Annotated in this window: 26 protein-coding genes and 1 pseudogene; 14 read left to right on the top strand and 13 right to left on the bottom strand. The window is 73.7% G+C overall.

Annotated elements, in window-relative coordinates; genetic code table 11:
• Positions 1 to 65 precede the first annotated feature (65 nt).
• From ACFY4B_RS02185 to ACFY4B_RS02175, 3 genes are all read right to left on the bottom strand, one after another.
• Complete coding sequence (locus ACFY4B_RS02185; protein ID WP_387966247.1) at positions 66 to 635, bottom strand: DUF6939 family protein; 570 nt, start codon at positions 633 to 635, stop codon at positions 66 to 68.
• A gap of 110 nt (positions 636 to 745) precedes the next feature.
• Positions 746 to 1,183, bottom strand: coding sequence for a nucleoside deaminase (locus ACFY4B_RS02180; protein ID WP_387966246.1), 438 nt, complete (start codon positions 1,181 to 1,183; stop codon positions 746 to 748).
• A complete protein-coding gene (locus tag ACFY4B_RS02175) occupies positions 1,180 to 1,989 on the bottom strand; it encodes an LLM class flavin-dependent oxidoreductase (RefSeq protein WP_387966245.1) in 810 nt (269 codons plus the stop codon). The genes ACFY4B_RS02180 and ACFY4B_RS02175 overlap by 4 nt, the downstream gene beginning before the upstream one ends.
• A gap of 93 nt (positions 1,990 to 2,082) precedes the next feature.
• Between ACFY4B_RS02175 and ACFY4B_RS02170 the strand changes: the two genes are divergently transcribed.
• On the top strand, positions 2,083 to 2,529 hold the full coding sequence (locus tag ACFY4B_RS02170; protein WP_074000737.1) for an Lrp/AsnC family transcriptional regulator: 447 nt from the start codon (positions 2,083 to 2,085) through the stop codon (positions 2,527 to 2,529).
• A gap of 180 nt (positions 2,530 to 2,709) precedes the next feature.
• On the top strand, positions 2,710 to 3,846 hold the full coding sequence (locus tag ACFY4B_RS02165; protein ID WP_387966301.1) for a serine hydrolase domain-containing protein: 1,137 nt from the start codon (positions 2,710 to 2,712) through the stop codon (positions 3,844 to 3,846).
• 23 nt (positions 3,847 to 3,869) lie between these two features.
• Here ACFY4B_RS02165 and ACFY4B_RS02160 read toward each other — a convergent pair whose 3' ends face one another.
• The 3 genes from ACFY4B_RS02160 to ACFY4B_RS02150 all read right to left on the bottom strand — a co-directional run bounded on the left by ACFY4B_RS02160 (position 3,870) and on the right by ACFY4B_RS02150 (position 5,279).
• Positions 3,870 to 4,103, bottom strand: a complete 234-nt coding sequence (locus tag ACFY4B_RS02160) for a hypothetical protein (RefSeq protein WP_049656043.1) — start codon at positions 4,101 to 4,103, stop codon at positions 3,870 to 3,872.
• A 160-nt stretch (positions 4,104 to 4,263) separates the two neighbouring features.
• Positions 4,264 to 4,788 (bottom strand): MarR family winged helix-turn-helix transcriptional regulator, encoded by a 525-nt coding sequence (locus tag ACFY4B_RS02155; RefSeq protein WP_387966244.1) that lies wholly within the window; start codon positions 4,786 to 4,788, stop codon positions 4,264 to 4,266.
• Positions 4,785 to 5,279 (bottom strand): MarR family winged helix-turn-helix transcriptional regulator, encoded by a 495-nt coding sequence (locus ACFY4B_RS02150; RefSeq protein WP_387966243.1) that lies wholly within the window; start codon positions 5,277 to 5,279, stop codon positions 4,785 to 4,787. The genes ACFY4B_RS02155 and ACFY4B_RS02150 overlap by 4 nt, the downstream gene beginning before the upstream one ends.
• A gap of 159 nt (positions 5,280 to 5,438) precedes the next feature.
• On the opposite strand from ACFY4B_RS02150, the gene ACFY4B_RS02145 reads away from it, so the two are divergent.
• Positions 5,439 to 7,031, top strand: a complete 1,593-nt coding sequence (locus ACFY4B_RS02145; protein WP_387966242.1) for a sensor histidine kinase — start codon at positions 5,439 to 5,441, stop codon at positions 7,029 to 7,031.
• Between the two features lie 91 nt (positions 7,032 to 7,122).
• Positions 7,123 to 7,827 (top strand): response regulator transcription factor, encoded by a 705-nt coding sequence (locus tag ACFY4B_RS02140; RefSeq protein WP_074000739.1) that lies wholly within the window; start codon positions 7,123 to 7,125, stop codon positions 7,825 to 7,827.
• 204 nt (positions 7,828 to 8,031) lie between these two features.
• Here the strand turns inward: ACFY4B_RS02140 and ACFY4B_RS02135 are convergent.
• Positions 8,032 to 8,256: pseudogene (locus tag ACFY4B_RS02135) on the bottom strand (phosphatase PAP2 family protein); the annotation flags it as partial.
• A gap of 34 nt (positions 8,257 to 8,290) precedes the next feature.
• On the opposite strand from ACFY4B_RS02135, the gene ACFY4B_RS02130 reads away from it, so the two are divergent.
• Complete coding sequence (locus tag ACFY4B_RS02130; protein ID WP_387966303.1) at positions 8,291 to 8,470, top strand: hypothetical protein; 180 nt, start codon at positions 8,291 to 8,293, stop codon at positions 8,468 to 8,470.
• A gap of 320 nt (positions 8,471 to 8,790) precedes the next feature.
• Complete coding sequence (locus ACFY4B_RS02125) at positions 8,791 to 9,387, top strand: alpha/beta hydrolase (protein WP_387966241.1); 597 nt, start codon at positions 8,791 to 8,793, stop codon at positions 9,385 to 9,387.
• A gap of 310 nt (positions 9,388 to 9,697) precedes the next feature.
• Here the strand turns inward: ACFY4B_RS02125 and ACFY4B_RS02120 are convergent, their stop codons facing one another.
• The 3 genes from ACFY4B_RS02120 to ACFY4B_RS02110 are packed head-to-tail and all read right to left on the bottom strand — an operon-like array spanning position 9,698 to position 11,677.
• Positions 9,698 to 10,114: a type II toxin-antitoxin system VapC family toxin gene (locus ACFY4B_RS02120; RefSeq protein WP_387966240.1), complete on the bottom strand. Its 417-nt coding sequence runs from the start codon at positions 10,112 to 10,114 to the stop codon at positions 9,698 to 9,700.
• On the bottom strand, positions 10,111 to 10,404 hold the full coding sequence (locus tag ACFY4B_RS02115; RefSeq protein ID WP_387966239.1) for a type II toxin-antitoxin system Phd/YefM family antitoxin: 294 nt from the start codon (positions 10,402 to 10,404) through the stop codon (positions 10,111 to 10,113). Before ACFY4B_RS02115 ends, ACFY4B_RS02120 begins: the two co-directional genes overlap by 4 nt.
• Before the next feature lie 31 nt (positions 10,405 to 10,435).
• Positions 10,436 to 11,677, bottom strand: coding sequence for an MFS transporter (locus tag ACFY4B_RS02110; protein ID WP_387966238.1), 1,242 nt, complete (start codon positions 11,675 to 11,677; stop codon positions 10,436 to 10,438).
• A gap of 78 nt (positions 11,678 to 11,755) precedes the next feature.
• On the opposite strand from ACFY4B_RS02110, the gene ACFY4B_RS02105 reads away from it, so the two are divergent.
• Both ACFY4B_RS02105 and ACFY4B_RS02100 read left to right on the top strand, forming a co-directional pair.
• Positions 11,756 to 12,127 (top strand): MerR family transcriptional regulator, encoded by a 372-nt coding sequence (locus tag ACFY4B_RS02105; protein WP_117487704.1) that lies wholly within the window; start codon positions 11,756 to 11,758, stop codon positions 12,125 to 12,127.
• Positions 12,128 to 12,188: 61 nt separating this feature from the next.
• Positions 12,189 to 13,025: an alpha/beta fold hydrolase gene (locus ACFY4B_RS02100; RefSeq protein WP_387966237.1), complete on the top strand. Its 837-nt coding sequence runs from the start codon at positions 12,189 to 12,191 to the stop codon at positions 13,023 to 13,025.
• A gap of 175 nt (positions 13,026 to 13,200) precedes the next feature.
• Here the strand turns inward: ACFY4B_RS02100 and ACFY4B_RS02095 are convergent, their stop codons facing one another.
• The gene (locus ACFY4B_RS02095) at positions 13,201 to 14,730 is read right to left on the bottom strand and encodes an MFS transporter (RefSeq protein WP_387966236.1); all 1,530 of its coding nucleotides are present in this window, start codon (positions 14,728 to 14,730) and stop codon (positions 13,201 to 13,203) included.
• 111 nt (positions 14,731 to 14,841) lie between these two features.
• Here ACFY4B_RS02095 and ACFY4B_RS02090 point away from each other — a divergent pair, with 111 nt between their 5' ends.
• Positions 14,842 to 15,720, top strand: coding sequence for a helix-turn-helix transcriptional regulator (locus tag ACFY4B_RS02090; protein WP_074000746.1), 879 nt, complete (start codon positions 14,842 to 14,844; stop codon positions 15,718 to 15,720).
• Between the two features lie 43 nt (positions 15,721 to 15,763).
• Here ACFY4B_RS02090 and ACFY4B_RS02085 read toward each other — a convergent pair whose 3' ends face one another.
• Both ACFY4B_RS02085 and ACFY4B_RS02080 read right to left on the bottom strand, forming a co-directional pair.
• On the bottom strand, positions 15,764 to 16,153 hold the full coding sequence (locus ACFY4B_RS02085) for a hypothetical protein (RefSeq protein WP_049657058.1): 390 nt from the start codon (positions 16,151 to 16,153) through the stop codon (positions 15,764 to 15,766).
• Positions 16,150 to 16,725, bottom strand: coding sequence for a hypothetical protein (locus ACFY4B_RS02080; RefSeq protein ID WP_387966235.1), 576 nt, complete (start codon positions 16,723 to 16,725; stop codon positions 16,150 to 16,152). The genes ACFY4B_RS02085 and ACFY4B_RS02080 overlap by 4 nt, the downstream gene beginning before the upstream one ends.
• 135 nt (positions 16,726 to 16,860) lie before the next feature.
• On the opposite strand from ACFY4B_RS02080, the gene ACFY4B_RS02075 reads away from it, so the two are divergent.
• The 5 genes from ACFY4B_RS02075 to ppdK all read left to right on the top strand — a co-directional run bounded on the left by ACFY4B_RS02075 (position 16,861) and on the right by ppdK (position 24,176).
• A complete protein-coding gene (locus tag ACFY4B_RS02075) occupies positions 16,861 to 18,075 on the top strand; it encodes a histidine kinase (protein ID WP_387966234.1) in 1,215 nt (404 codons plus the stop codon).
• Complete coding sequence (locus ACFY4B_RS02070; RefSeq protein WP_074000749.1) at positions 18,063 to 18,710, top strand: response regulator transcription factor; 648 nt, start codon at positions 18,063 to 18,065, stop codon at positions 18,708 to 18,710. The genes ACFY4B_RS02075 and ACFY4B_RS02070 overlap by 13 nt, the downstream gene beginning before the upstream one ends.
• 2 nt (positions 18,711 to 18,712) lie before the next feature.
• Positions 18,713 to 19,537: a DUF4097 family beta strand repeat-containing protein gene (locus ACFY4B_RS02065; RefSeq protein ID WP_387966233.1), complete on the top strand. Its 825-nt coding sequence runs from the start codon at positions 18,713 to 18,715 to the stop codon at positions 19,535 to 19,537.
• Between the two features lie 184 nt (positions 19,538 to 19,721).
• Positions 19,722 to 20,903, top strand: coding sequence for a tRNA dihydrouridine synthase DusB (dusB, locus tag ACFY4B_RS02060; protein WP_387966232.1), 1,182 nt, complete (start codon positions 19,722 to 19,724; stop codon positions 20,901 to 20,903).
• A gap of 564 nt (positions 20,904 to 21,467) precedes the next feature.
• Positions 21,468 to 24,176, top strand: coding sequence for a pyruvate, phosphate dikinase (ppdK, locus tag ACFY4B_RS02055; RefSeq protein WP_074000751.1), 2,709 nt, complete (start codon positions 21,468 to 21,470; stop codon positions 24,174 to 24,176).
• The last annotated feature ends 171 nt before the right edge of the window (positions 24,177 to 24,347 follow it).

The raw sequence follows: 24,347 nt of genomic DNA, 5'->3' as shown, positions 1-24,347 counted from the left end.
CAGTGAATGATCATCAGCCCACCCTCCGGCGGCACGGCTTCGGTGCTCCATCGCCCACCCCGGGGTTACTCGGCGTGCGGGTCCGTGCCGTCCTCGGCGGGCCAGCGGCCCTCCGCGTACAGCCGCACGAGCGCGGCGTGGGAGAGCGGGCTGGTGGGGTCGGCGACGTCGCCGTTGGTGGTGTAGTCTAGGAGCACGACCTCGTCCTTCTCCCGGAGCCGCTCGACCAGGTCGGCGGCGCGGTGTTCGAGGACCCATCGGTAGGCCGGCAGGTAGATCCGGCGGCGGGCCGTCTCGTACGACAGGAGCCGGTCGCCGTGCAGGCCGGTCCGGTGGCCCTGGACGGGGCCGAAGCGGCGCACCGTTCGCTTGAGGCCCTTCATCGAGGTGACGTGCAGCTTGGCGGGGTCGACATCGGCGTCCCGGAAGACCTTGAGGGCCTGCCAGATCCCCTCCACGGACTGGCTGGTCGCGCCGTCGCCGTAGGGGACCGGGATGCCGCCGTGCGGGTAGAACGGGCTCAGCCGCACCCACGGGTCCGGCGCCCTGGAGGTGACGTCGACGATCTCCGCGCCGGGGAACGCGGCGGTCAGTGCGGCCGCCGTACGGCGACGGCCGGCGATGTGGATCGGCATGTGCGGGCTCTCCTGCTCGACGGCGCGGGCCACCGAGTGTCCCCGGTGCCACTGACATTCCTCGCCGGAGTGCGGGCGGACGGGAGCGGATTCAGCGCGGGGGCCGGTGGTCAGGTGCGCCGGTAGTAGGCCGCGATCGGGGCCCGGGCCTCCTCGGGCAGGGCGGGGCCGTCCGTCGGCACCGCCGGCCAGGCGCCCGAGTCGGGGTTGAGCTCGACGAGTTGCTCGGTGGCGAGCGCGTACACGACCCGGCCGATGCCGGAGCGGAGGATGCCCCCTTCGCACATGCCGCAGGGCTGGCAGCTGGTGTACATCGTGGTGCGCGCGGCGGCGCCCGGGGCGAGTTCGCGGGCGGCCCAGCGGGCGAGCTTCAGTTCGGGGTGGGCCGTGATGTCGTCGTCGCGCCGGACGGTGTTGTGGGCCTCGGCGAGGACCTCGCCGCCCGGGCCGGCCAGCAGCGAGCCGTACGGGGCGTCGCCGAGGGCGACCGCGTTGGCGGCGAGGGCGATGGCGCGGCGCAGCAGGGCCTCGTCGGCTTCGGTGATCACGCGGTCCTCCAGTGGGTGGCGACGGTGGTGAGGGTCCGCCAGGCCTGCCGCGGTCGGCGGGTGTCCTCCGGATCGCCGTGGTAGGGGTCGAACACGACGGTCTCGGCCCCGAGGTCGCGCAACTGGCGCAGGTCGTCGAGGACCTGGTCGAGGGTGCCGACGCCGGCGGGCCGTTCGGGGTCGTCGACCGGCGCGGTGGTCAGCCGCAGGGCGATGCGGGGGGCGAACCCCGGCAGCGGGTGCTCGGCCAGGACCGACCGCATCCGGGCGACGGGGAGCCGCAGCGGGTGCCAGGCGTCGCCGAACCGGACCGCCCGGCGCAGCGCCGCCTCGCTGTGGCCGCCGACCCACACCGGTACCGGCCGGTGGCCCGAATCGCCCGCCCAGGTGTCCCGCAGCGTGGCCAGGTACTCGTCGGTCAGTCTGCCGCGGGCGCCGAACGGCACGCCGAGGGCCTCGAACTCCCGGCGCGCCCAGCCGATCCCCACGCCCAGGACGAACCGGCCGCCGCTGAGCCGGTCGAGGGTGCTCGCCGTCCGCGCCACCAGCAGCGGGTGCCGGTAGGGCAGGACGAGGACGGTCGTGCCCAGCCGCAGGCCGGGGGCGGTCCCGGCGAGCCAGGACAGCGTGGTGAACGGCTCGTAGAACGGCTCCGGGTACCGCTCGGCCACGTCCGGGGTCACCACGACGTGGTCCGACACCATGAGGAGGTCGAAGCCGAGGCCCTCCGCGGTCCGGGCCCACTCGCGCAGCACGCCGGGGTCGGTCCCGGGGCCGAAGTTCGGTACGTTGACGCCAAGTTGCATGGATCGAGGCTATCCCCGTGATCATGGCGGACGGAACGGCATCCTCCCTCTGTCACCTGCGGATCGCCGGGGATTTCCCGGTAGATTCGCGCCATGGCCGTGAATCTTGACGACACCGACTGGGCGATCATCGAGCAGCTGCAACAGGAGGCCCGCATCTCGCTCAGCGAGCTGGGGCGGCGGGTGTCCCTCAGCCCGTCGGCGACCACGGAACGGGTGCGGAACCTGGAGTCGCTGGGCGTCATCACCGGCTACCACGCGACGGTGGACCTGGCGAAGGTCGGCTACCCGGTGCTCGCCGTCGTCCGGCTGAAGTACCCGGGCAACCGGCACGAGCCGCTGCGGCGACTGCTCGCCGAGCGGCGGGAGGTCCTGGAGTGCCTGCGGACCACCGGCGACGACTGCTACACCCTCAAGGTGGCGGCGACCTCCATGGAGCACCTGGAGACTCTGGTGGACGAGCTGGCCGGCTTCGGCAGCACCACCACGAGCGTCGTCTACAGCCGGACGCTGCCGCTGCGCGGGCCCGCTCGGCCCTGATGTCGGAGGGGAGTCGGACCCGGCTCTGATGTCGGAGGGGAGTCGGGAGGGAAAGGTGCTCCCTCGATCGGGGGAGGTCGGCCGGCCGTCGCGCGGACAGACTGGCGATCGTGACCGGGGGTTTCCTACCCCCCACGATTCCACAGGAGTTGACCCGTGCGTCGTTCGCGCATCCGCCACATGGCACTCGCCCTCACGCTCTCGACCGCCGGGGCCGTCGCGGCCGTCGGGGCGTCGGCACCGTCCGCCATGGCGGCACCGGCGGCCGCGCCGGCCACGTCGGCCCCGGCCTCCTCGGACGCCGTGCAGCAGGGACTGAACGCGCTGGTGCGGACGGACGGGATACCCGCCGCGCTCGCGACCGTCCGGGACGGGCGCGGCCGGACCCGCGACTACACCGCGGGGGTGGGGGACCTGGCCACCGGCGCCAAGGTCCCCGTCGACGGGCAGGTGCGGATCGGCAGCAACACCAAGACCTTCACCGCCGTCGTCGTGCTCCAGCTGGTGGGGGAGGGGAAGGTCGACCTCGACGCCTCCGTCGACACCTACCTCCCCGGCCTGGTCCGCGGCGAGGGCATCGACGGGCACGGCATCACCGTCCGGCAGCTGCTCCAGCACACCAGCGGACTGCCCGACTACGAGGGGCTGCTGGAGGAAACCGCCCTGCGGACCCGGTACTTCGAGCCCCGGGAGCTGCTGGACATGGCCCTCGGGCAGAAGCCCGCCTTCGCGCCCGGGGAGAAGTTCGGCTACAGCAGCACCAACTACGTGCTGGCCGGCCTGATCGTTCAGCGGGTGACCGGCCGGCCGATCGCCGAGGAGATCGACCGACGGATCATCCGGCGCATCGGGCTGCGGCACACCTACTTCCCGGCCGTGGGCGACCGGACGATCCGGGAGGCCCACCCCAAGGGCTACCGCAGGGATTCCGCCGACGCGCCGCTGGCCGACTTCACGGAGCTGGACCCGTCGGCGGCCTGGGCGGCCGGGCAGATGATCTCCACCAACTCGGACCTCAACCGCTTCTTCACCGAACTGCTGGTCCCGGACCGCCTGCTGCCCGCGGCCCAACTCGCCCAGATGCGCACCACCGTCCCGGTCGGGGACGGCATGGCCGCCGGACTGGGCATCTTCAGCCGGACGCTCACCTGCGGCGGGGTCTACTGGGGGCACGGCGGCGACATCCCGGGCTACGAGACCCGGGGCGGCGCCACCGACGACGGCCGTGCCGTGAACATCGCGATGACCACCATCCCGGCCGACTACGCCGTCACCCGGCACCTCGAAGGCGTCGTCGACGCCGCCCTGTGCCGCTGAGGTGATAGCCGGGCCGTGAGCGGTCAGGAGCGGTGGTGGTTCCCCTCGTCGCCGATCACGCCGTTCCCGTGGTGGACGGACACGCTGGAGTACGTCGCCCGCATGCGCGTGGCGTGAGCCGTCCGGTGCTGTTCGATCAGCATTCCCTCGGCGTTGTCGGACTGGTGCCGCCGCGCGCGTTCCCGGAGTACCAGGAAGGCCGTGGCACCGACGATGGCGCCGACGAGCGCGACCAGGAACACCGTGACGAAGACCATGCCGTCACCTTCCCCCCGTTCGAATGCGTCCAACCTTTATCTCACGGGCGTAGGGCGGTCGCACCCGAGTCGTCGGAACAGTCGGAACAGCCGGCACAGTCGGGTGGTCGGGACGGCAGACCGTCGCGACGGCCGACTGTTCCGGCGACCGTACGGGGCGTCAGGGGCGGGCCTGTTCGGCGTTCGCGCGCTCCGTGACCAGCGCCAGGACGCGGCCCGCGACGGCGAGGTCCTCGGCCGGGATGCCGGCGTACATGCGGGCGGTGATCTCGGCGGCCTCGGCGGTGGTGCGCTCGTAGAGTTCGCGGCCGGCCGCCGTGAGGTGCAGCCGGGACGCCTCCGCCGGGTCCTGCGACAGCAGCCCGGCGGAGGTCAGTTCCCCGATCACGCCGTGGACGACCGACTCCTCGGCCTTCAGTGAACCGGTGACGTCGCGGACGAGCGCGTCCCGGGCGATGGAGCCGCCCGCGACCGCGACGACCCGGAGCGTCACGCTCTGGTGGAAGGTCGCTCCGTGGCGGTCCAGCACGCCCTCCAGGAGGGCGCGCGCCGCGTAGTGGGCCAGGGCGATGACCCGGCCGTTGACGGCGGTGGGGGCGGTGGGGGCGGCGGGGGCCGTCGCCGGTGCGGCGTTGGCCGTGGCGGCGGTGTTGGTGGCGGTGTCGGGCGCGGCGGCGGTGGTCATGACGGCTCCTCGGCGTTCTCGTCGGTCTCGGCGTGCGGCGGATCCAGAGGTGCGTCGAGCAGGGCGGCCAGTTCGCGGGTGAACTCCCGGGCGCGGGGGCTGTCCTGGCCGCCGAGTGGCGTCAGCAGCTGGTCCAGGAGGCCCTGGACCAGCGTGATCGCGCGGCGGGTGACGTCGCCGCCCTGCTCGGTGAGCGACAGCTGCATGGCGCGCGGGTCGTCCGGGTCCCGGGTGCGGGCCACCAGCTCGGCGGCCTCCAGGGCGCGGGCGAGCTTGGAGACGTAGAGCGCTTCGAGGCCCGTGTGGTCGGCGAGGCGGCGCTGGCTGGGGCGCAGCCCGGAGCGCGACATGCCGTACAGGGAGGCCAGCACCGCGTACTGGGCGTGCGTCAGACCCAGCGGTGCGACCGCCCGGTCGACCGCCACCCGCCACTTCATCGACAGGCGCCAGACCAGGAATCCTGCGGTGGCGCCCTCAGCTGTTGAACTCACGGCGGATACAGTACATAGCTACTATGTCCATGGCTACTATTTTTCGGGGCCGGGGCCGGGGCCGGGGCCGGGGAATGGGGCTCGGGGTGCCGGGCGGAGCGCCTCGGGCATGACTTTCGACAGATCCGGTGCGGCGGCGGCCCTCGTAGGGTCGTGGGCATGCGGATGAGTGGGGCGGCGCTGCCCGTGGTGGCGTCGGTGTGTATCGGGCTCGGTGTCACGAGCCTCTGGTGGGCGCTGCCAGCGATCGGGTTCTCCTTCCTGGCCGGGCTGCGGATGCAACGGGTGCGGCCGGCGGCGGTGGTGTTCGCCGTGCTGGTCGCGGCCGGGGTGCTGGTGGTCGGGGCGGTGCCCTCCTGGATCGTCCTGGGACTGCGGTTCGTCGCGCTCGCCGTGAGCACCGGGATGGGCCCCTGGCTGCTGGGCCGGTTCTGGCGGCAGTCGCAGGAACTCGTGCGCGCCGGGTGGGAGCGGGCCGAGCGGCTGGAGCGCGAGCAGAAACTCGTCGCCGAGCAGGCCCGACTGCGCGAACGGGCCCGGATCGCCCAGGACATGCACGACGCCCTCGGCCACGACCTCAGCCTGATCGCCCTGCGCGCCGGGGCCCTCAAGCTCGCCCCCGATCTGGCCCCGCCCCACCGGGAGGCCGTCCAGGAGATCCGGGCGGGCGCGGCCGCCGCCGTCGACCGGCTCGGCGAGGTGATCGGCATCCTGCGCGACGGGGACGAGAGCGGTGGCGCCGCCCGCACGGCCCACGGACCGGCCGACTCGGACATCCCGCACCTGGTCGCCGAGGCGGCCGCCGCCGGCCTGGACGTCCGCTCGGAGGTCACCGGTGAGCCGGACGGACTCCCGCGCGCCACCGAGCACGCCGCGTACCGGGTGGTGCAGGAGGCGCTGACCAACGCCGCCAAGCACGCACCACGAGCGGCCGTCACCGTGGAGGTGGCGTACTCGGCCGACGGCGCCCGCCTTCGGGTGGCCAACGGCCCCGGGCCTGTGCCCGGACCTGCACCCATGCCTGCATCTGCGCCCGTGCCCATGCCCGCACCTGCGCCCGCGCTCACCGTCGCCCGGGCGACGGGCTCGGCACCTGCGTCAACCCCGCGCGGCGCAACGCCCACCGGAACGTTCACCGGAGCGTTCGTCGGCACGTCCGCCGCACCCGCCGGAAGGTCCGCCTCGACGCCTGCCGTGCCGCCCACCGGTGGCCGCGGCCTGGTCGGGCTGGCCGAGCGGGTCCGGCTCGCGGGCGGCACCTTCGCCCACGGGGCCCGCCCGGACGGCGGGTTCGAGGTCACGGCCACTCTGCCGCGCCGCGCCGCCGGGCCCGTCCCGCTGCCGCCCGCCGCCCCGTCGTCGCCAGTGCGCGAGCTGCGACGGGCGCGGCGCAGGGTGGGCCGTACGCTGGCCGCCGTGGTGCTCGTCCCGCTGGTGACGGCCGTACTGCTGACCGTGGCGCTGCGAGTATGGACGCTCTACGTGGTCAGCCTGTCGGTGCTGGACCCGGAGGTCTACGCCGCCCTCCAGGTGGGGCAGAACCAGGCCTCCGTCGAGCGTCTGCTGCCGGGCCACCGGCTGCCGTACCGCCCGCCGAGCGGGCCGGCGACGCCCGCGCCGCCGACGGGGGAAGGGGTCTCGTGCGCGTACTACGCCATCACCGCCCAGCTGTTCGTGGACCGGGCCGGCGATGCCTACCGGCTCTGCTTCCAGGACTCCCGGCTGGTCTCGCGGGACGTGCTCGTCTCCTGAAGCCCTGGCTTCCGGCCTTCCACCTCCCGCGCTCCCGCCGCAACTCCCTTTCCCCACCACCTCCGTACCGAGCGACCGACAGGAGCCGCCGATGACCACCGCACCGATCCGGGTGCTGCTCGCCGACGACGAGCCCATGATCCGCGCGGGACTGCGCGCGGTGCTCGCCACCGACCCGGGCATCGAGATCGTCGCCGAGACCGGGGACGGCCGGGAGGCCGTCGAACTGGTCCGGCGCCACCGGCCGGACGTCGCCGTACTGGACATCCGGATGCCCGGGACGGACGGCATCACGGCCGCCGCCGAGATCCGCCGGAACGGCCTGGCCACCGGAGTACTCATGCTGACCACCTTCGGTGAGGACGACTACATCCTGCGCGCGCTCAGCGGCGGCGCGAACGGCTTCCTGATCAAGTCCGGCGAGCCCGAGGAACTGCTCGCCGGGGTGCACGCGGTGGCCGGAGGGGCGGCCTACCTCTCACCCAAAGTGGCCGCCCGGGTGGTCGCCCACCTGGCCGCCACCGGGGCCGGCGGCCCCGCCGACCGGCGTGCCGGCGCCCGGGAGCAGGTGGCCGCCCTGACCACCCGGGAACGGGACGTGCTGACGCTGATCGCCGCCGGGCTGTCCAACGGTCAGATCGCCCGTCGGCTGGGGGTGGTGGAAGGCACCGTGAAGGCCCATGTGAGCTCCATCCTGGCCCGGTTGGGCGTGGCCAACCGGGCGGCCGCCGCCGTCCTCGCGCACGAGGCCGGACTGACCCTCGGCGCGACCTGCGCGGGCGGTCCACGGGACTGAGGCCGCCGCGCCCGGGGCGGTGCCGGAGCCCGCGCCTGCGCCCGCGCCCGGGGCCGACGGTATCGGCGGTGCCGACAGCAGCCGCCCAAGGACCGGCACCCCGGCCAGGGCCGTCATGGCGGTGGTGGCCGCCAGCCGCAGGGCGAGGACCGCCGCCGCCGTGACCGTGCCGCCGAGCGCGGCACCGGCGATCACGTCGTGCGGGTAGTGCACCCCGGCCGCCACCCGCAGCGCTGCCGTGGCGCCGCCGACGGGTATGACCAGCACCGCCCAGTGCGGGCGCAGCAGCACCAGCCCCGTGGCCAGCGCGACCGCCAGGGTGGCGTGGTTGCTGGGGAAGGACCAGTCGCCCGGCGGCGGACACGCGGCGACCGCCGTGCCCGGCAGCCCGGTGAGCGCCCGGCAAGGCCGCTCCTCGTCGAGGACCACCTTCAGTACCTCGCTCGCCCCGTAGGCCAGCACCGTGCCCAGCCCGACCAGCGCCACCCCCGCGACCACCCCGGTGGCCCGCCGGGCCCGGGCCGTCCACCAGCAGAACGCCAGCAGGAGACCCAGCACCAGCAGCCCGACCTCGGTGGCCGGCTCCAGCAGCGAGGCCACCGCGTGCGGGGCCTCGCCGACGGCCTCCGCCACCCGCTGGTAGCCGCCGGCCGACCACCCGGCAGACACCCGCACCGGCCCCGCCCCGCCACCCCGCTCCGGCGCCAGCCACGCCACCACCCCGGCCCCCGCGCAGAGCAGGGCCACGGCGAGGACGGGCCTGGGCCTCACCCTGGGCTTGGCCCTGGGCCTGGCGGTGGCCCTGGCGGCGCCGGTCTGCCTCGAATCCCTGTCCGTGTACGTCATGGTCCGGACGGTAGAGGCCGAGACCCCCTTGGCGCCCGACCCGAAAGTCAAGCAATGCCCCTGACGATGGTCAGGGTTGACATCACGTCACAGCGGTCGGCCACGTACCCTGCGCCCATGCCGGATCCCTCCCCGCTCGCCGTCCCCACCCGCTTCGACGGAGCCCCCGACCGCGTCGCGCTCGTCGTCCCGGGCGTCGGGTACACGCCCGCCAGGCCCCTCCTCCACTTCGCCCGCTCGGTGCTCCTCCGGCACGGCTGGACGGTCCAGGAGCTGTGGTGGCAACTCCCGGACGATTTCCGGGCGTTCGAGCCGGAGGACCGGACCGCCTGGGTCGAGCGGCAGGTCGCCGAGGCCGTCGACGCCGAGCGCGGCGCCTGCCGCCTGCTCGTCGGCAAGTCCCTGGCCTCCTTCGCCTGCGGCGTCGCCGCCGACCGCGGCCTCGCCGCAGCCTGGCTGACCCCCGTCCTGACCTCCGAGCTGGTCGCCCGCGCCCTCGCCCGCGCCGAAGCCCCGACCCTCCTCGTCGGCGGCGGCGCCGACAAGCTGTGGGACCGCCGGACCGCCGAATCGACCGGACACGAGGTCCTGGAAGTACCCGCCGCCGACCACGGTCTGGAGCTGCCGGACGACCCCCTGGGCTCGATCGACGTCCTGCGGCAGGTCACCTCCCGCCTGGACCGCTTCGTCGCCTCCCTGACGAAGGGAGAGTAGGGAAGGAAGCCCCGGGGGAAGAGACGGCCGTGGTCGTTACCGGACGACCTCCGGAGCCCGGCCGTCGGCCGCCGGGCGACCGGGGCTGTCCGCAGGGGAGCCTGTTCGTGTCGCATACCGGGATCCAAGGGGATCGGCTGTCGCCGCTGCCGCACGCGATTCCGCGCATCCGCAGCGGTTGTTCCCGACCGCGGCTACGACGTCGACAGGTATCACTGCCTGGTTTCGTGGAAGCGCGGCAGCGAGCCGGTCATCGTCCGCCGGTGCCACCGTCCGGCGCCGACGTGGCCAAGGGCGCCCGGATGCCCGCTTACCGGGAGTCGGTCGGCCGCCCGGGCGCGACCACTGGCAGGTCTCGCTCCTCGGCTGCGTCGGCCAGGCGCTTGTCGTAGGTGATGAAGGCGGTGAGCGCGTGCTCGAGGTGCTCGGCAGTGGCGAGGTGGATGGCGTCGAGGGTGCGGAGGTGTCGGGTGGGGGACTGGCAGGCGGCCCTGAGGACGGGTTCGGAGAGCCGGATGCGGAGAAGCCGGTCGAGCAGGTCCACCGATGCGTCCAGCAACTCCTGTGGTGCGCCGACCCGGATCAGCGCGCGCGGCACCTCGACCTGGGCCAGCGCGCTGGTCGCGTGGCCCTCGGAGCCGTGCGAGGAGAGGAATGTGCGCAGTGCGGTGGATTCGTCCTCAGGTACCAGAAGTTTGAGGATCGCGCGTGAGTCGAGGTAGATCAATGGCCTTCCTCCTCCCGCATGGCGTGCAGGGCGTCGGCGGCCGACGCGAGCCCGGCGCCGGATTCGGGCAACGTCCAGTCGGCCAGGCCACGCGCGGTGGCGGCGTTCTCGGGGGCGATCGTGCCGTCTCGAACGAGGTCCTCCAGCACCCGCTGTTCCGGGTCGGGCGGCGCGAGGACGGCGATCAGCCGCCCGTTGCGGGTGATCTCCACGCGTTCGCCGGCCGCGACCCGGTCGATCAACTCGCTGGCGTGCTGCTGGAGCTGTCGGATGGGGACTCTGGCTGCCATACGACTCACGGTAGAGCCAAGCGTGCGGCGATCACGAGGAATGTGCGTCGATTTCACACGAACGAGTGCCGCCATGCCCCGGGAACCCGTGCCGGCGCCCGCCGATGGTGGTGGCGAGGGCGGCGGCCAGCAGGACGAGGGCGGACCAGGGCAGGGCGGTCGGCCCGGCGTGGTCGAGGAGGAGGCCGCCGGCCAGGCCGCCGACGGCGATGCCGAGGTTCCAGCAGGTGACGAGCAGCGACTGGGCGATGTCCCCGGCCGGGCCGGCCGCGTCGGCGACGGCGGTCTGGAGGAGGGTGGCGGCGCCGCCGAAGCCGAGGCCCCAGAGTGCGGCGGCGGCGTAGGCGGGCCGGCCGGTCGAGCCGAGCAGGGCGGCGGCGAGGAGCAGGGCCGCGGCCGCGAGGAGGACGGAGGCGGCGATGGTCAGGGGGCGCAGGTACCGGTCGATCAGGGCGCCGGTGCCGAGGATGCTCACCAGCGAGGACAGTCCGATGACGAGCAGGACGGTGTCCGTCCGGCCGTCGAGCCCCAGCGGCGCGAGCAGGGCGGCGACGTACGTGTAGAGGACGTTGTGGGCGAGCACGAAGGTCGCCGTGACGGCCAGGACGGTGGCCACGCCCGGCGTCCGCAGCACCCGTCGGACGGGGACGCGGGCCTGGTCGGCGCGGCCGGGCAGTGGCGGGAGCGCGAGCAGCATCCAGCCGGTCAGTGCCACGGCGATCACGCTCATCAGCCCGAAGGTGACCCGCCAGCCCACCAGGCCGGCGAGCAGGGTGCCGGTGGGTACGCCCACCGACAGGGCGACCGTCGAGCCGGCCATGGCGACGGCCATCGCCCGTCCGCGCTGTTCCGGCGCGATGATGCCCCGGGCGTACCCGGCCAGTAGTGCCCAGAGCAGTCCCGCGACCAGGCCGGCCGCGAACCGGGCGGCCATGGTGAGCGGGTAGTCGGGTGAGACGGCGGTGACGGCGTTGGCCGCGGCGAAGCCGCCGACGGCGACCAGCAGCAGGCGCTTGCGCGGCAGGCGGCCGGTGACGGCGGTCAGCGGGATGGCGGCCGCGATGGAGCCGACGGCGTAGAGGGTGACGGACTGCCCGGCGGCGGACTGGCCGACGCCGAGGTCGGCGCTCATCGCGGGCAGTACTCCGGCGGGCAGGGCCTCGGTCATGATCGTGACGAATCCGGCGGTGCTCATGGCCAGCAGTGCGGGCCAGGGCAGCCTCGGTGCGGGGGTCACCGGCTGTGCGGGGGCGCGGAGTTCGGGAGTGGGCATGGGCCCGATCGTCTATCGTTGACATTCGTGTCAAGGTCCAGCCGGGATGGCGCCGGCCCGGGGTGAGGGTGGTCACACATGCGCATCGGCGAGCTCGCCCGGCGGGCGGAGACCACTCCGCGCCTGCTGCGCTACTACGAGCAGCAGGGGCTGATCACACCGCGCCGTGAGGCGAACGGCTACCGCGCGTACGACGAGTACCTCGTGGACCGGGTGCTGCAGATCCGCGGGCTGCTGGACGCGGGGCTGCCGACCCGGATCATCAAGCAGATCCTGCCCTGCCTGGACACCCTGGACGCCCCGCGGACGATCCACTTCGCCGACGCCACACCGGAGATGCTCGCCACCCTGGAGTCCGAGACGGACCGGATGACCCGCCGGATCCTGTGCCTGACGCGCAACCGGGACGCCATCCGGGAGTACCTGGACGTGGTCAAGGGCCTCTCCTGATCCACCACCCGAACTCGACGGCTTGACCTTGCCACGGGTGTCAGGGTTGGACGCTGCCGTCATGACCGACCTGAACCACGCCGCCGCGACCGACACGACCGCCGCGACCGCCCCCGCGATCCACCACACCGCCTTCGGCGACGGCACCCCGATCGTCCTGATCCACGGCTACACCGTCGACCACCGCGTCCTGCTCCCGCTCGAACCCGCCTTCGCCGACCGCCCCGGCTGGCGGCGCCTCTACCTCGACCTCCCCGGCCACGGCGCCAGCCCCCGGCTGCCGGGCCCGACCTCGGCGGCCGCCCTGGCCGAGGCGCTCTCCGAATGGATCGAGGCCCAGGTCGGCGGGCGGCCCTTCGCCGTGGTCGGGCAGTCCTTCGGCGGCCAGCTGGCCCGGGCGGTGACCGCGCGCTTCGGCGAGCAGGTGCTGGGCTCGGCGCTGCTGGTGCCGGTGGTGCGCTGGGGTGCCGACCGCGACCTGCCGGAGGAGTCCGTGGTCGAACGCGACGAGGACCTCCTCGCCCGTCTCCCGGCGGCCGACCGCGACCTGTTCCGGTACGTCATGGCCCGTCACACCAGCCCGAGTTGGGAGCTGTTCCAGCGGTACGTCCGGCCCGGCTGGGAGGCGCACGACCGGGCGGCCGCCGCCGAGCTCGAAGCCGACTTCCTGCTGCCGCACTGGCCCGAGCACCGGGCCGCGCGGCACCGCGGCCGCCACCTGCTGGTCACCACCCGGCAGGACGCCCTGGTCGGCTGGCGCGACCAGCTCGCCCTGCTCGACCACTACCCCCGGATGGCCGCCGCCGTCCTCGACGGGGTCGGCCACAACCCCCAGGTCGAGGCCGCCGGCACCGTCCGCTCCCTGGTCGGCCACTGGCTCGACGCGCTCCCGCGTTGAGGGCCGGCCCCGGGAACGCCGACGGCCCCGCGACCGGTCGTACCGGTCGCGAGGCCGTCCACCGCCGTCGCAGGAGCCCGGAGCCCGGAGCCCGGAGCTCGGAAACCGGACCCGGAAGCAGGAGCCCGGAGCCCAGAACCTGGAAACCGGCCCCCGGAGCCCCCGGAGCCACGGCTCAGCCGATGGAGCGGGGCAGGCGGGTGGTCAGGTACAGGATGGTGAAGGACCCGAGGAGCTGGATGCCCAGGCAGAGGGCGAGCGCGCGGTCCATGCCGAGGACGGGGGAGAGGGAGAGGTAGAGGGTGCCGAGGGTGGCGACGCCGAGCGCGAGGCTGGACTGCTGGCCGGTGGCGAGGACGCCGCTGCCGACGCCGGCCCGGGCGGCGGGCACCTTGGCGAGGACGACCCGGAACAGCGGGGTGCCGATCAGGCCCTGCCCGATGCCGGCGAGGGCGACGCCCGGGGCCATCCGCAGCGGGGAGAAGTGCGACCAGTCGGCCAGGACGGTCAGGGCGAGGGTGGCGAGGCCGGTGGCCTGGACGACGGCGCCCGCGCTGAGCACCCGGCTGCCCCAGCGGCCGATCAGCCGCGGGCCGGCGAGCGAGGCGGAGAAGTAGCCGACGGCCATCGGGACGAGTGCCCAGCCGGCCGCGACCGGGCCGAGCCTGAGGCCCTGCTGGAGGGCGACCGCGATGACGAACATGAAGCCGCCGAAGCCCGCGAAGTAGGGGAGCGCGATGCCGAGGCCGCGCCGCATCTCCGGGATGCGCAGCAGGGACGGCGGCACCAGCGGGGTGTCCCCGCGCCGCTCGGCGCGCCGCTCGACGACACCGAAGGCGACGGCGAAGACGGGGAACAGCGCCAGCAGCACCCAGGACCAGAGCGGCCAGCCGGCGGCCCGGCCCTCCATCAGCGGGACGAGCAGGGAGAGCAGCGTGGCGGTGAGCAGGACGGTGCCGGGGACGTCGACCCGGGCGGCCGTGGTGGACCGGCTCTCCGGGACGTAGCGGACCGCGAGCACCACGGCGAGCAGCGCGAACGGCACGTTCAGCAGGAACACCGAGCGCCAGCCGGTGCCGAACAGGTCGGCGGCGACCAGCATCCCGCCGAGCACCTGCCCGATCACCACCGAGATCCCGCCGACGGCGCCGTAGACGCTGAGCGCGCGGCCGCGCCGGGCGCCCTCGGTGGCGGCGGTGATGGTGCCGAGCACCTGCGGGATCAGCAGCGCGGCCGAGGCGCCCTGGGCGGCCCGGGCGGCGACCAGGGACCACGCGCCGGGGGCGAGGCCGCAGGCCAGCGAGGTGAGGGCGAAGGCGACGGCGCCGATGACGAAGAGCCGGCGGCGGCCGTAGCTGTCGCCGAGGCGTCCGCCGAGGACGAGCAGGACGGCGAAGGCGATGCCGTAGCCGGCGGCGACCAGTTCCAGGACGGCGGGTCCGGCGGCCAGGTCGTGGTCGATGGTGGGCAGGGCGACGTTGACGATGAAGAAGTCGAGCATCGGCAGGAAGGCGCCGAGCAGGACGGTGACCAGTCCGGCGGTGCCGAGGGTGGCGGCGGGACGGGTGGAGCCGGTGGCGGGACCGGCAGGACCGGCAGGACCGGTGGAGCCGGCCGGCCCGGTGCCGGAGGTACGGGCGGCCGCGGTGCCCGGGGTGGTGGCGGCGCGGCTCGATGCGGGGGCGACGGTGAGTGGTTGGGTCACGGGTCCTACGATCCGCCGCGCCGTACCCTGGTACCAGAGTGTGGTTATCCAGGTATAAGAAGTACCTGGCAACAGGCTTACGGCTGGCGCATGCTGGGGAGCATGAGCCTGATGACCCCCGCCGCGCAAGACGCCGCGCACAGCGCCGCACAGCGCCGGAGCGCCCCCGGCGAAGCCCGTCGGCACGAGCTGGCCGCGTTCCTGCGCAGCCGCCGCGAGCGCCTCGGGCCCGAGCAGGTGGGCCTGCCGATGACCGGCCGCCGCCGGACACCGGGGCTGCGCCGGGAGGAGGTCGCCCAGCTCGCCGCGGTCGGGGTGACCTGGTACACGTGGCTGGAGCAGGCGCGGGACATCCAGGTGTCCGCCCAGGTGCTGGACGCGGTGGCCCGGGCGCTGCTGCTGGACCCGAGTGAGCGCGCCCACCTGTTCACCCTGGCCGGCACGGACGACCCGGCGCCGGTGAAGGAGTGCCCCTCGGTGACCCCGAGCGTGCGGCTGCTGCTGGAGCGGCTGGCGCCGTACCCCGCCGTGGTGCTCAACTCCCGCTACCAGGTGCTGGCGTACAACGCCCAGTACACCGCGGTCGTCGGCGACCTCGACCGGATGGCTCCCGAGGACCGGAACCTGATGTGGATGGCGTTCACGCCCTCGCAGTTCCGCGAGGTGCTGATCGACTACCGCACCGAGCGCCTCGGCATGGTGGCCCGGTTCCGCTCGGCGATGGCCGACCACAGCTCGGAGCCGGCCTGGAAGGCGCTGCTGGCCCGGCTGCTCAAGGCCTCGCCGGACTTCGCGGAGGTCTGGCAGCGGCACGACGTGATGCGGCCGGGCAACGGGATCAAGCGCTTCCAGGTGCCGGACGTCGGGCTGCTGCGCTGCGAGTACACCAACTTCTGGCTCAGCCCGCAGCTGGGGACACGGATGATCACGTACACCCCGCTGGACGACGAGACCCGCGCGCTGATGGACCGCCTGCCCACCGGGGCCTAGGGAGTTCCTCGGGCTCGCGTCGGCCGGGCGGCGTCGACGTGCCTCAGCCCCGTACCGCCGCGTCCCGCCCGAGCCGCAGGCACACCACGGCGAGCGGCAGCTCTATGCAGGAGGCCATGACCAGCGCGGCGAGCACCGCGTGGCCCGGCCCGGCGCAGGCGATGTCGGCCAGCGCGTCCCCGGTGAGCAGCAGGGCCACCGCCGCGCCCGCCCACAGCGCGGCGGGGCTGCGGCGGCGCAGCAGCGCGTCCAGCGAGAGCAGGGCGGCGAACTCGGTGAGGTCGAGCACGACCCACGGGGTCTCGTGGCAGACGGCGAGGACCGCCAGCCAGGGCAGCAGCGCGACCGCGGCCAGGACCGGGACCTGGGCGAAGCGCGCGGGCAGGACGGACGAACGGGCGGGGCCGAGGGCAAGGGCGAAGGTGCCGCTCACGCCGCACCCCGGCCGCGCTCCCGGACCCGCTCCAGCGGCAGCCGCTCGGCGGCCCCGCCCGCCGTGTGCTCGACCCGCACCGCGTCGAACGGCCCCTCGGCCCAGGCGACCCAGAACCGGTCGGCCACCGTGACCGCCTCGGCCGTCGAGCACACCCGGCGGAACGGCCGCCGCCCGGTGAACACCACCGCGGGCGCCGTGCCGTCGGCCGCCAGCCGGCCCCAGGCCAGCACGTGCCGGCTCCGCCCGGCGGAGGGGCAGTGCCGGGCCCCGCGCAGCAGGTGCGGGGTGAGCCGGGCGGCGACCAGGACGTCGGCCAACTCCCCGTACTGGTACAGCTCCAGTGCGGCGCGGCCGCGGCCGGACGCGACGCAGCGGACCGACCAGGGGCCGGCTCCGGCGGGCAGCGCGCCCTCCGGCAGCTCCCCTTCCTGCAGCGTCTCCTCCGGCAGGGCTCCTGCCGGCAGCGCCCGCTCCGGCAGCGCCTCCTGGGCCGCCGCCGCTCCGGCGGCACTCCCGGGGCCGGGCCGCCCGTGCGGCGGAGTGGCGGAGTGCGGTGCAGTGCTCGTCATGCCCTCAAGCCTTCCGCCCGGACCCCCCTCCTGTCGGTGGTGCTCCACACCGAATCGGGGGTGTAGCTAGCTACACCCCCATCGGGAACCCCCCTTCATGGCGGCTCGTGATCACCGGGCCCTACGCTGTCGGCCATGCCCTCCACCACGTTGCGCCGAGCGTTCGTCAGGAGCCTCCGGCGCCCCCCGTGGTCGCTCGAGGTCTGGCGGGACGTCCGCTTCACCGCCGCCGGGATACCCGTGGCGCTGCCGGTCTGGCTGGCCGTCACCGAGTCGAAGCTGCTCTTCCCGGTGCTCGCCGCCGTCCTGCTCTGCACCCACCCGCTGACCGCCGTCCAGCGCGGCCGGCTGCGCGCCCTGTACGGGGTGGAGGTGCCGCGGCTGCGCCCGCCGACGGGGCGCCGGGTCTGGCTGCTCGGGGTGACCTGGCGCCAGGTCCTCCACCACCTGGTGGCCGGCCCGCTGCTGGCGGCGGGCGCCCTGGTGGTGCTGTACGCCTGGGCGGCCGCCGTGGTGCTGGCCACCGTGTACGGCTGGATCTGGCTGCTGCCCGCCGGCACCGCGCTGCGCACCGGCCTCGCCGGGGAGGACGTCCTGCTCACCCTCGGCGGGGTGCTGCTGCTGGCGGTGCTCCCGCTGTCGGGCACCCAGCTGGCCCGGCTGGAGGTGTGGGTGGCCCGGCGGCTGCTCGGCCCGGACCGGGCGGAGGCGCTGGAGCGGCGGGTCGAGGAGATCGCCGAGAGCCGGGCCGGCCTGGTCGACGCGGTGGACGCCGAGCGCCGCCGGATCGAGCGCGACCTGCACGACGGCGCCCAGCAGCGGCTCACCTCCCTCGCGATGAACCTGGGCCTGGCCCGGCGCACCCTCAAGGACGTGCCGCCCGAGGTGATGCAGGTGATCATCGACGCGCACGAGGAGGCCCAGGCGGCCATCGACGAGCTGCGCGACCTGGTCCGCGGCCTGCACCCCGCCGTCCTGGAGGACCGCGGCCTGGACGCGGCGCTGTCCGGCATCGCCGCCCGCGCCCCGCTGCCGGTGCACCTGGACGTCGACCTCTCCGAGCAGATCGCCCCGACCGTCGAGGCGGTCGCCTACTTCACCGTCTCCGAGGCGCTCACCAACGTGGCCAAGCACGCCAGGGCCCGCCGGGTCGACCTCTCGGTGCGGACGACCGGCGGCCGGCTGCGCCTGGTCATCAGCGACGACGGCGTGGGCGGCGCGGACGCCTCGCGCGGCACCGGGCTCACCGGTCTGCGCAAGCGAGCCGCCTCGGTCGACGGCACGATGTCCGTTCTCAGCCCCCTCGGGGGCCCCACCACCATCACCGTGGAGTTGCCGTGCGCGCTGTGATCGCCGAGGACTCGGTCCTGCTGAGGGTCGGCCTGGTCAAGGTCCTGGAGGCGGTGGGCTTCGAGGTCGTGGCCGCCGTCGGGGACGCCACCGAACTGCTGGCCGCCGTCGAGGAGCACCGCCCGAAGGTGGTGGTGGCCGACGTCCGGATGCCCCCGGGCTTCAGCGACGAGGGGGTGAAGGCGGCGATGGTGATCCGCCGGCAGTGGCCGGACACCGCCGTCCTGCTGCTCTCCCAGTACGTGGAGGAGCGCTACGCCGCGGACCTGCTGGCGACCAACACCAGCGGCGTCGGCTACCTGCTCAAGCAGCGGGTGGCCAACGTCGACGACTTCGTGGACGCGCTCCAGCGGGTCGCCGAGGGCGGCACCGCGCTGGACCCGGAGGTGGTCGCCCAGCTGCTGGTGCGCCGCCGGCACCGGGACCCGGTGGAGAAGCTGACCCCGCGCGAGCGCGACGTGCTCGCCCTGATGGCGGAGGGCCGCTCCAACGCGGCGATCGCCGGCTCGCTGGTGGTCAGCGACAGCGCGGTGGCCAAGCACATCAACTCGATCTTCACCAAGCTCGAACTGCCGCAGGCCGAGGACAGCCACCGCCGGGTGATGGCGGTGCTGCGCTTCCTGGAGGTCGGGTAGCGGTGAAGGGGGTGAAGGGCTGGCGGGCCACCGGGACGCTCGTGATCGTCCTGGTCATGATCGGTGCCGGACTGCAGACCTGGTCGATGGCGGTGCAGCAGCGCACCAGCAGCAGTCGGCCGTACGACGAGGAGATCCACCGGGTCCAGCTGGAGACCGGCCCCGCGTCGGTCCGGGTGCGGGCCGGACGGGAGGGCCACGTGGTGGTCCGGCAGAGCCTGGACTGGCTGGTGCGCAAGCCGGTGGTGTCCGCCGTCTTCGACAAGGGCGTGCTCACGGTCGGGATGCACTGCCGGCTGATCCTGCCGTTCGTGGACCTCGGCTGCGGCGCCGAGATCGAGCTGGAGGTGCCGGCCGCGACCGAGGTGTCCGGCTCGGTGACCTCCGGCTCCGTCCAGGTGGAGGGCCTGAGCGGGGACGTGAGGCTGGACCTGACCTCCGGCCAGCTGCTGCTGTCCGACACCTCCGGGAACGTGACCGTGCACGCCACCTCCGGTCTGGTGCAGGGCACCAACCTGAGCGCCCCGGGGTTGACGGCGCAGCTCACCTCGGGCTCGGTGCAGCTGAGCTTCGCGAGGGCGCCGCGCGAGGTGGACGCCACGGCCACCTCCGGCTCGGTGGAGATGAGCCTGCCGAAGGACAGTCGCTACGCCGTCTCCAGCGAGGTCGGCAGCGGCAACGGCCGGATCGACCCGGGGCTGGCGGACTCGGCGAGCCCGAACCGGGTGCACGCCGCGGTCACCTCCGGGTCGATCTCCATCGCTCCGGCGCCGGCCTCGTCGGCGCCCACCGCCCCGGCGGCTCCGTCGGCCTCGCCGGCCCCGTAGCGGAGGCGGCCCGTTCCGGAGGCGTCCGGTAGAGGAGGTGGCCGGTAGCGGAGGTAGCCGGTAAGGGGAGGCGGCCGGTGGCCGAGGCGCCCCGTACCGGGGGAGCCCCGGCGCGGGCGGAGGCCGCTCACCCGGGTGGGGGACAATGGAGAGTCCCGTCCCCACCACCCGAGGTCAGCCGCGCATGACAGTCACGCCCGCACCCACCGCGTCCGGCACCGCGTCCGGCACCGAGTTCGCGCCGCTCGACATCGGCCCGATCCAGGTGTGGCCGCCCGTCGTGCTGGCGCCGATGGCCGGCATCACCAACGCGCCGTTCCGCACCCTGTGCCGCGAGCAGAGCGGCGGCAAGGGGCTGTACGTCTCGGAGATGATCACCACCCGGGCGCTGGTCGAGCGCAACGCCAAGACCATGCAGCTGATCAAGTTCGACCCGAGCGAGAAGCCGCGCTCCATCCAGCTGTACGGGGTGGACCCGCTGACCGTCGGCAAGGCCGCCCGGATGATCTCCGAGGAGGGCCTGGCCGACCACATCGACCTCAACTTCGGCTGCCCCGTCCCCAAGGTCACCCGCAAGGGCGGCGGCTCGGCGCTGCCGTACAAGCGCAACCTGCTGCGCGAGATCCTGCGCGAGGCCGTCGCCAACGCGGGCGACCTGCCGGTGACCATGAAGATGCGCAAGGGCATCGACGACGACCACCTCACCTACCTGGACGCCGGCCGGATCGGCGCCGAGGAGGGGGTGGCCGCGATCGCCCTGCACGGGCGCACCGCCGCCCAGCACTACGGCGGCACGGCCGACTGGTCGGCGATCGCCCGGCTGCGCGAGTCCGTCCCGGCGCACATCCCGGTGCTGGGCAACGGGGACATCTGGTCGGCCGACGACGCGCTGCGGATGATGCGCGAGACCGGCTGCGACGGCGTGGTGGTGGGCCGCGGCTGCCTGGGCCGGCCGTGGCTGTTCAAGGACCTGGTCGCGATCTTCGAGGGCGACGTGGACTACGCCCGCCCCGACTTCGGCTACGTGGCCGCGGCGATGGTGCGGCACGCGCAGCTGCTCGGCGAGTGGCTGGGCGACGAGGCGCGCGGCGTGATCGACTTCCGCAAGCACGTGGCCTGGTACACCAAGGGCTTCTCGGTCGGTTCCGAGCTGCGGGTGCGGCTGGCCGGCTCCTCCTCGTTGGCCGAACTGGCCGAAACCCTCGCCCAGGTGGAGCAGTCCCAGGGCTGGCCGGACGGTGCGGACGGCCCGCGCGGGCGGACCAGCGGCAACAACCGGGTGGTCCTGCCGGAGGGCTGGTTGGACGATCCGTACGACTGCGCCCGCCCGGGTGCTGACGCCGAATCGGACACCTCCGGCGGATGATCTGTACGACCTGGCGAAAATGACCCGTTCGGGTCGATGGCCACCCGGTCCCAGCCCTCTTGTCCATCCTGGACAAGAGGGCTCCTTTTCGGTGTCCGATCATCACGGAGCGGGCACGTTTCTGGACACAGTGCGACGATCGGCGCAGGCGCTCTACGTTCGACCGGTGAGACGCTCTGGTGACGCTTGCCACACGCGGTGGGGGCTGACGGCCGGTCAGTGGACGAAATGGACAGGTCGGCTGTGAATCGCTTCCCGAAGTCGGTCGACCGGTGATCGGGCGATCCGGGTGCAGGAAATCAAGCCGGGGCAACGCCATGGACCCGCGGTCGCTACGGTGCGTCCGGATCGCACGATCTTCGCGGGTGCATGCCTTCAAGAGTTGAATGCTTGCTCGCGTCAGGCGGACGATTTCACCAACAGAGGTGAACGCCTTTATGTGCTTTCGATCTAGCGGGTTACCGCTGGGTACCAGCCTCGGGTGGCCTATTCAGGGCAGAGAAGTGCCTTCGAAATGGGTATGTTCTCCGGCGTCAGGGCAACCGCGTACGAGGAGACCGACCCGTGCCGTCCCAGCAGAAGTTTGTTTACTCCTTCACCGAAGGAAACAAGGACCTCAAGGATCTTCTTGGCGGCAAGGGCGCGAACCTGGCCGAGATGACCAACCTGGGCCTCCCCGTCCCTCCGGGGTTCACCATCACCACCGAGGCCTGCAAGGTCTTCCTGGAGACCGGCAGCGAGCCGTCCTCCCTGCACGAGGAGATCAGCGCCCACCTGGACGCCCTCGAGCAGGAGATGGGCAAGAAGCTCGGCCAGGCCGACAACCCCCTCCTGGTCTCGGTCCGCTCCGGCGCGAAGTTCTCCATGCCCGGCATGATGGACACCGTCCTCAACATCGGTCTCTCCGACGCCTCGGTGGCCGGCCTCGTCGCCCAGTCCGGCAACGAGCGCTTCGCCTGGGACTCCTACCGCCGCCTGGTCCAGATGTTCGGCAAGACCGTGCTGGGCGTCGACGGCGAGCTGTTCGAGGAGGCCCTGGACGAGGCCAAGCACGCCAAGGGCACCGTCAACGACCTGGACCTGGACGCCGCCGACCTCAAGACGCTGGTCGAGGTGTTCAAGGGCATCGTCGAGCGCGAGACCGGCCGGGCCTTCCCGCAGGACCCGCGCGAGCAGATGGACCTCGCGATCCACGCCGTCTTCCACTCCTGGAACGGCGACCGCGCCCGGCTGTACCGCCGCCAGGAGCGCATCCCGAACGACCTGGGCACCGCGGTCAACGTCTGCAGCATGGTCTTCGGCAACCTCGGCGAGGACTCCGGCACCGGCGTCGCCTTCACCCGCGACCCCTCCACCGGCACCCAGGGCGTCTACGGCGACTACCTGTCCAACGCCCAGGGCGAGGACGTGGTCGCCGGCATCCGCAACACGCTGCAGCTGTCCGAGCTGGAGAAGCTCGACAAGAAGTCGTACGACGAGCTGATGGCGATCATGCAGACGCTCGAGAACCACTACCGCGACCTCTGCGACATCGAGTTCACCATCGAGCGCGGCAAGCTCTGGATGCTCCAGACCCGGGTCGGCAAGCGCACCGCCGCGGCCGCCTTCCGGATCGCCGTCCAGCTGGTCGACCAGGGCCTGATCGACCTGGACGAGGCCCTGATGCGGGTCACCGGCGGCCAGCTCTCGCAGCTGATGTTCCCGCGCTTCGCCCCCGACTCCGAGTCGAAGCAGATCGCCAGGGGCCTCGCGGCCTCGCCCGGCGCCGCGATCGGCAAGATCGTCTTCGACTCCTACACCGCGGTGAAGTGGTCGCGCTCCGGCGAGAAGGTCATCCTGGTCCGCCGCGAGACCAACCCGGACGACCTGGACGGCATGATCGCCGCCGAGGGCATCCTCACCTCGCGCGGCGGCAAGACCTCGCACGCCGCCGTCGTCGCCCGCGGCATGGGCAAGACCTGCGTCTGCGGCGCCGAGGAGCTGGAGGTCGACACCAAGCGCCGCCGGATGACCACCGCCGACGGCCTGGTGCTGGAGGAGGGCGACGTCGTCTCGATCGACGGCGCGACCGGCAAGGTCTACCTCGGCGAGGTGCCCGTGCTCCCCTCCGCGGTGGTGGAGTACTTCGAGGGCACCCTGCACGCCGGCGCCGACGTCCAGGGCGGCCTCGTCCAGGCCGTGCACCGGCTGATGTCGCACGCCGACGGCCGCCGCCGCCTCGCGGTGCGCGCCAACGCCGACAACGCCGAGGACGGCGGGCGCGCCCGCCGCTACGGCGCCCAGGGCATCGGCCTGTGCCGCACCGAGCACATGTTCCTCGGCGAGGAGCGCCGCAAGGAGGTCGAGCACCTGATCCTGGCGGACAACGACAAGGACCGCGAGCTCGCCCTCTCCACCCTGCTGCCGCTGCAGAAGGGCGACTTCCTGGAGCTCTTCCAGGCGATGGACGGCCTGCCGGTCACCGTCCGGCTGCTCGACCCGCCGCTGCACGAGTTCCTGCCGGACATCACCGAGCTGTCGGTGCGCGTCGCCCTCGCCGAGGCCCGCAAGGACCCGAACGAGAACGACCTGCGCCTGCTCCAGGCGGTGCACAAGCTGCACGAGCAGAACCCGATGCTCGGCCTGCGCGGCGTCCGCCTCGGCCTGGTGATCCCCGGCCTGTTCGGCATGCAGGTCCGGGCCATCGCCGAGGCCGCCGCCGAGCGCCGGCTGGCCGGCGGGGACCCGCGCCCCGAGGTGATGATCCCGCTGGTCGGCACCGTCCAGGAGCTGGAGCTGGTCCGCGACGAGTGCGAGCGCGTGCTCGCCGAGGTCGCCCGGACCACCGGCGTCAAGCTGGACATCAAGCTCGGCACCATGATCGAGCTGCCGCGCGCCGCGGTGACCGCCGGGCAGATCGCCGAGGCCGCCGAGTTCTTCTCCTTCGGCACCAACGACCTGACCCAGACGGTCTGGGGCTTCTCCCGGGACGACGTGGAGGCCTCGTTCTTCACCGCCTACCTGGAGAAGGGCATCTTCGGGGTCTCCCCGTTCGAGACCATCGACCGCGACGGCGTCGGCTCGCTGGTCAAGCACGCCGTCGAGGCCGGCCGGGCCACCCGCCCCGACCTCAAGCTCGGCGTCTGCGGCGAGCACGGCGGCGACCCGGACTCGGTCCACTTCTTCCACGAGGTGGGGCTGGACTACGTCTCCTGCTCCCCCTTCCGGATCCCGGTGGCGCGCCTGGAGGCAGGCCGCGCCGCCATCGAGACGGCGGGCAGCGACTCGCGCTGAGGAGGGTAGGCATCCCCACCTCACGCGCGGGCACGACTGACCGCTTCCCCTCCCGTCGGGAGGGCGTACACCGGAGCTCGGCGCAGGAGAACCGGCGTACGTGACACGGCCGGGGGGGGGCCGCCCCCGGGGCCGCGGGCCCGAACACCCGCCGCCCCGCCACCCGCCCGG

Source organism: Kitasatospora sp. NPDC001261, from assembly GCF_042896795.1.
Classification (GTDB): Bacteria; Actinomycetota; Actinomycetes; order Streptomycetales; family Streptomycetaceae; genus Kitasatospora.
The sequence above is the reverse complement of the archived record's forward strand: the minus strand, read 5'-3'. Positions and strand labels throughout refer to the sequence as shown.

What these genes read in the sequence shown, in the direction of transcription:
- ACFY4B_RS02185 (WP_387966247.1), bottom strand. Translation starts at nt 635, where the DNA reads ATGCCGATCCACATCGCCGGCCGTCGCCGTACGGCGGCCGCACTGACC.
- ACFY4B_RS02175 (WP_387966245.1), bottom strand. Translation starts at nt 1,989, where the DNA reads ATGCAACTTGGCGTCAACGTACCGAACTTCGGCCCCGGGACCGACCCC.
- ACFY4B_RS02170 (WP_074000737.1), top strand. Translation starts at nt 2,083, where the DNA reads ATGGCCGTGAATCTTGACGACACCGACTGGGCGATCATCGAGCAGCTG.
- ACFY4B_RS02165 (WP_387966301.1), top strand. Translation starts at nt 2,710, where the DNA reads ATGGCACTCGCCCTCACGCTCTCGACCGCCGGGGCCGTCGCGGCCGTC.
- ACFY4B_RS02160 (WP_049656043.1), bottom strand. Translation starts at nt 4,103, where the DNA reads ATGGTCTTCGTCACGGTGTTCCTGGTCGCGCTCGTCGGCGCCATCGTC.
- ACFY4B_RS02155 (WP_387966244.1), bottom strand. Translation starts at nt 4,788, where the DNA reads ATGACCACCGCCGCCGCGCCCGACACCGCCACCAACACCGCCGCCACG.
- ACFY4B_RS02145 (WP_387966242.1), top strand. Translation starts at nt 5,439, where the DNA reads ATGCGGATGAGTGGGGCGGCGCTGCCCGTGGTGGCGTCGGTGTGTATC.
- ACFY4B_RS02140 (WP_074000739.1), top strand. Translation starts at nt 7,123, where the DNA reads ATGACCACCGCACCGATCCGGGTGCTGCTCGCCGACGACGAGCCCATG.
- ACFY4B_RS02125 (WP_387966241.1), top strand. Translation starts at nt 8,791, where the DNA reads ATGCCGGATCCCTCCCCGCTCGCCGTCCCCACCCGCTTCGACGGAGCC.
- ACFY4B_RS02115 (WP_387966239.1), bottom strand. Translation starts at nt 10,404, where the DNA reads ATGGCAGCCAGAGTCCCCATCCGACAGCTCCAGCAGCACGCCAGCGAG.
- ACFY4B_RS02110 (WP_387966238.1), bottom strand. Translation starts at nt 11,677, where the DNA reads ATGCCCACTCCCGAACTCCGCGCCCCCGCACAGCCGGTGACCCCCGCA.
- ACFY4B_RS02105 (WP_117487704.1), top strand. Translation starts at nt 11,756, where the DNA reads ATGCGCATCGGCGAGCTCGCCCGGCGGGCGGAGACCACTCCGCGCCTG.
- ACFY4B_RS02100 (WP_387966237.1), top strand. Translation starts at nt 12,189, where the DNA reads ATGACCGACCTGAACCACGCCGCCGCGACCGACACGACCGCCGCGACC.
- ACFY4B_RS02090 (WP_074000746.1), top strand. Translation starts at nt 14,842, where the DNA reads ATGACCCCCGCCGCGCAAGACGCCGCGCACAGCGCCGCACAGCGCCGG.
- ACFY4B_RS02080 (WP_387966235.1), bottom strand. Translation starts at nt 16,725, where the DNA reads ATGACGAGCACTGCACCGCACTCCGCCACTCCGCCGCACGGGCGGCCC.
- ACFY4B_RS02075 (WP_387966234.1), top strand. Translation starts at nt 16,861, where the DNA reads ATGCCCTCCACCACGTTGCGCCGAGCGTTCGTCAGGAGCCTCCGGCGC.
- dusB (WP_387966232.1), top strand. Translation starts at nt 19,722, where the DNA reads ATGACAGTCACGCCCGCACCCACCGCGTCCGGCACCGCGTCCGGCACC.